This window comes from Jatrophihabitans sp. YIM 134969, assembly GCF_054456675.1.
Genome location: NZ_JBTJEQ010000096.1, coordinates 1 through 4203, shown reverse-complemented (window position 1 = coordinate 4203; position 4203 = coordinate 1). Strand labels below are relative to the sequence as shown.

General features: G+C 73.8%; 4 protein-coding genes and 1 pseudogene. 2 read left to right on the top strand and 3 right to left on the bottom strand.

Translation table 11 applies throughout. The annotated features are described in order from the left end of the window. Nucleotides 1-329: 329 nt before the first annotated feature. The gene (locus ACXR2U_RS23890) at nucleotides 330-698 is read left to right on the top strand and encodes a DUF427 domain-containing protein (RefSeq protein WP_458827594.1); all 369 of its coding nucleotides are present in this window, start codon (nucleotides 330-332) and stop codon (nucleotides 696-698) included. On the opposite strand, the gene ACXR2U_RS23885 is transcribed toward ACXR2U_RS23890, so the two are convergent. Genes ACXR2U_RS23885 through ACXR2U_RS23875 form a run of 3 tightly spaced genes read right to left on the bottom strand, consistent with a single transcriptional unit; the run spans nucleotide 688 to nucleotide 3870 of the window. Then, nucleotides 688-1710: an LLM class flavin-dependent oxidoreductase gene (locus tag ACXR2U_RS23885; protein WP_458827593.1), complete on the bottom strand. Its 1023-nt coding sequence runs from the start codon at nucleotides 1708-1710 to the stop codon at nucleotides 688-690. The two genes, ACXR2U_RS23890 and ACXR2U_RS23885, sit on opposite strands and share 11 nt — an antisense overlap. A gap of 19 nt (nucleotides 1711-1729) precedes the next feature. Further along, complete coding sequence (locus tag ACXR2U_RS23880; RefSeq protein ID WP_458827592.1) at nucleotides 1730-3178, bottom strand: sensor histidine kinase; 1449 nt, start codon at nucleotides 3176-3178, stop codon at nucleotides 1730-1732. Further along, a complete protein-coding gene (locus ACXR2U_RS23875) occupies nucleotides 3175-3870 on the bottom strand; it encodes a response regulator transcription factor (protein ID WP_458827591.1) in 696 nt (231 codons plus the stop codon). Before ACXR2U_RS23875 ends, ACXR2U_RS23880 begins: the two co-directional genes overlap by 4 nt. 136 nt (nucleotides 3871-4006) lie before the next feature. Between ACXR2U_RS23875 and ACXR2U_RS23870 the strand changes: the two are divergent. After that, a pseudogene (locus ACXR2U_RS23870) lies at nucleotides 4007-4203 on the top strand (hypothetical protein); the annotation flags it as partial.

Genomic DNA, 4203 nt, shown 5'->3' with positions numbered 1-4203 from the left:
GGCCCCGACCCGACCCCGACCGCCGTCACGCCCGCCGGCACGAGCTCGTCGACCGCCCCCGCCCCGACGTCGTCGCCGACCGACGCCGCCACCGACCAGCCCTCCGACCCGAGCGGTGAGCAGCCGTCGGACCAGCCCTCCGACCAGCCTTCCGACCAGCCCGCCGACCCCGGCGCGCCCGGTGGCGACGCCGGGCCGCCGGCCGGACCGGGCGCGGACGGCGGACCGGGGACGGACGGCGGACCCGGTGCGGGCGGACCGGGAGCGGGCGGACCCGGAGCGGGTCAGCCTGGCGGGAATCCGGGTGGTGGTGCGCCGGTTGGCCCGTCATGACCGACAAGCCGGTACTGCTGCCCTCGCCCGAGCACCCCATCACCGTCGAGGCCCACCCGGACCGCGTGACCGTCGCCGCGGGCGACGTCCGCATCGCCGACACCACCCACGCGCTCGCGTTGGCCGAGGCCGACTACCCGGTCGTGCGGTACGTGCCGCGCGAGGACGTCGACATGAGCGTGTTGCGGCGCAGCGACCACACCACCTACTGCCCCTACAAGGGCGACGCCGCGTACTACGACGTCGTGGCGGGCGACCGGGTGATCGAGAACGCCGTGTGGACCTACGAGGCGCCCTACGACGCCGTGGCCGACATCAAGGACCGGTTGGCGTTCTACACCGACCGGCTCGAGGTCACCGGCTGAGTCCGGGCGACCACCCGAGGGCCGGACCGAGCGACCCGGCCATGTCGGTGAGGATCTGCACGTAGTCCCCGTGCTCGAAGCTGAACGGCAGGGCGAACGCGACCTCGTCGACCTCCTGGAAGCCCGCGTGCGCGTGCAGCCGCGCCGCGACCTGCTCCGAGGTCCCCACGATGTCCTCGGCGAACAACATGCCGGCGGGGCCCTGCGGTGACCGCGTGCGGGGCAGCCGGGCCGCCGCGTACGCCTCGTACTTCTCGACCTGCGCAGGCGCCGCCGAGTCGGTCGGGATGACCACGAGGCCCTGCGAGACGCGCCCACCGGGGTTGGCGGCGCGGTACGCGCGGATCTGTGTCTGCTGGATCGCCGCGAAGTCCGTGAGGCCGTCCTCGGCGCGGATGACGCTGCTGGACAGGAAGTTCATGCCGTGCTCGCCGGCCCACACCGCCGAGCGGGTGGACGCGCCGCCGTACCAGAGCCGCTCGGCCAGGCCCGGCGCGTGTGGCTCGACCCGGTCCGACCACACCTCGACGATGCCCTCGGCCCCGGCGAACGACGTCACGGGCTCACCCCGCACCGCGCGCAGCAGGCGTTCGACCCGCTCGTAGCTGAAGTCCTCGACGTCGGCGGTGTCCGGGTAGAGCGCGCCGCGGACGTCGTCCCAGTGCATCGGCGGCCCGACGCTCACACCCGGGTTCAGCCGTCCTCGCGAGAGCACGTCGACCGTGGCCAGGTCCTCCGCCAGACGCAGGGGGTTCTCCCACCCCAGCGGCGTGACGGCCGTGCCCAACTCGATCCGCGACGTGCGCTGGGTCGCCGCCGCCAGCACCGCGACCGGCGACGAGATGCCGTGCTGCAGGTGTCGGTGACGCAGCCAGGCACTGTCGAAGCCCAGCTGCTCCCCCAGCTCGATCACCTGCAGGGTCGACTCGTGACCGGGTCCCGGATCGGCGGGGTCGAACAGCCCGATGGTGAGGAAGCCCAGCTTCTGCAACGGTTCTCCGGCACGTGGCACCTGCCCATCGTGCCGGGTGTCAGACGAGGGCGGACTGCGGGGTCGGTCCGGCCGGCTCGACGACGGGTGCCGCGAGCGGCACGGTCACCACGAAGCGGGCCCCGTGGTCGGACGGTGCGAGCACGAGGTCACCGCCGTGCGCCCGGGCCAGGGCACGGGAGATCGCGAGGCCGAGGCCCGACCCGCCGTCGGCGCGGGTGCGTGCGGCGTCGAGCCGGACGAAGCGGTCGAAGACCCGTTCGCGGTCGGCCTCGGGCACGCCGGGGCCGGTGTCGACGACTTCGACCACCGCGGTGGTCGCGTCCGACCGGACCGAGGCGACGACGTCACCGTGGCCACCGACGGCCCGGCGCGCGTTGCTGATGAGGTTGGCGACGACCTGCCCGAGCCGCTCGGGATCGCCGATCACCTCGACGGTTCCGGCGGTGTCGGCCTCGACCCGCACACCGGGTTCCAGGACCCGCTGTTCGTCGACGACCCCGCGGACCACCGCGGCGAGGTCGACCGGACGCCGGCGCAGCTGGTCGCCGGGGGCGTGCTCCAACCGGTTCATGAGCAGCAGGTCGTCGACGAGCCGGGCCGCCCGGCGGGTGTCGCGGACCATGCCGAGCGCGAGGTCCTCACGCCGCGCCCGCGGCGGGTTCTCCCGGAGCAACGACTCGGCGCGGGCCTGCAGGGCCGCGATCGGCGTGCGCAGTTCGTGGGAGACGTCGGCGAGCAGCCGCCGCATGCGTTCCTCGGCAGCGGTCGCCGCCGCGGCGGCCGCCCGGGCCTCATGTTCGGCCGCCTCGAGGGAGTTGAGCATCTCGTCGAACGCCTCGGCCGTACGACCGAGTTCGGTGGTCGGCTTGTCCGGGTGCAGCCGTTCGCCGCGACCACCGCGGGCGATCCCGCGGGCGAGCTCGGTCATCCGCGACAACGGGCGCAACGCCACCGACACCACACCGGTGAGCAGCAGCGCGACCACCGCCAGCATCACCGCACCCGCGACCAACTCGATCGTGCGCAGCCGTTCCAGCGTCTGCGAGATCTCGTAGGTGCTGCCGGTCGCGGTGATCGATCCGCCGTCCGTCGTCGAGAGGGTGGCGACGATCCCGCGGGAGTCGGAGCTGACGTCGACGGCCTTCACCACCGACGGAGGGGCGTGGGGCACCGTCGGCGGTCCGCCGCCTGGGCCCGGCGCTCCTCGGGCGGGCCGCGGTTCGGCAGTGTTCGTCTCGCCGTCACCGCCCCGCACGGTGACGAAGATGCCGTCGCTGTCCAGGATCTGCGGCAGGGCGTCGATGTCGGCGCCCTGGGCCGTGAGCAGCTGTCCGTACCCGACCCGGTCGACGAGGCGTTGCTGCAGGTCGCCACGCAACTGCGAGGACAACGTGCGTTCGACGACGAACCCGACCGCGAGCAGCGCCACCGCCAGGGTGACCAGCACCCCGACGATCACGCGCAGGCGCAGCGACCGTGTCCTCACGAGGCCACCCGGTCGCTCGCCTGCAACCGGTAGCCGATCCCCCGCACGGTGTGGATGAGCCGGCCGCCGCCGCCGGCGTCGAGCTTGCGGCGCAGGGTGCTGATGAAGGCCTCGACCAGGTTGGGGTCGTAACTGTCGTAGCCCCACACCTGCGTGAGGATCTGGGTCTTCGACAACGTCCGGCCCCGGTTGCGCACGAGGTAGGTGAGCAGCCGGCGCTCGGTGGCGGTGAGCTCGACCGGACGGCCGCCACGGGTCACGGTCGCGGCCTCCTCGTCGAGCACGAGGTCGTCGACCTGGATCGTCGGCGAGGACAACCGCCCGGCGCGACGCAGGACCGCCGTCACCCGCGCGACCAGTTCGGCGAGCACGAACGGCTTCACGACGTAGTCGTCGGCGCCGATCTCGAAACCGGTCAGCCGGTCCTCCACGGCGTCGCGCGCGGTGACGAACAGCACCGGGACGTCCGCCGTGGCCTTGAGCCGGCGGGCGAGGCCCATGCCGTCCTCGCCGGGGAGCATGACGTCGAGCACGACGACGTCCGGGCGGAACGCGGCGACGTGCTCGAGGAACCCCCGGCCGTCGGGACGGCCGGAGACCTGGAACCCGGCCGCGGCCAGGGCCTCGGTGGTGGCGTCGAGCAGGGCCTGCTCGTCCTCGACGACGAGCACCCGGGCAGCGGTGGCGGACATGCCACCAGTCTCGGTGACGTCTCTGACCGTTGCCTGAGGGCTGCGGTGCGGGCCCTCGGCTTCAGACCGCCTTCAGACCCGCCGGTCAGCGTGATCGGAGTCAGCACGACCACCCACCGAACGGAGACCGACTCCCATGTCCGAGAACCAGCCCGACGACCTCCGGCCCGACGTGTTCCGCTCCGAGCCGCGCCAGCCCGGCCGGCACCGCGTGCGCCGCCTCGTCCTCACCGGCGTCGCCGGTGCCGTCATCGTCGGCGGGGGCGGCGCCTACGCGTACGCCTCCGGTGACGGCGCGGCCACGCCGTCGGCACCGGCCAGCGGCGCCCCGGT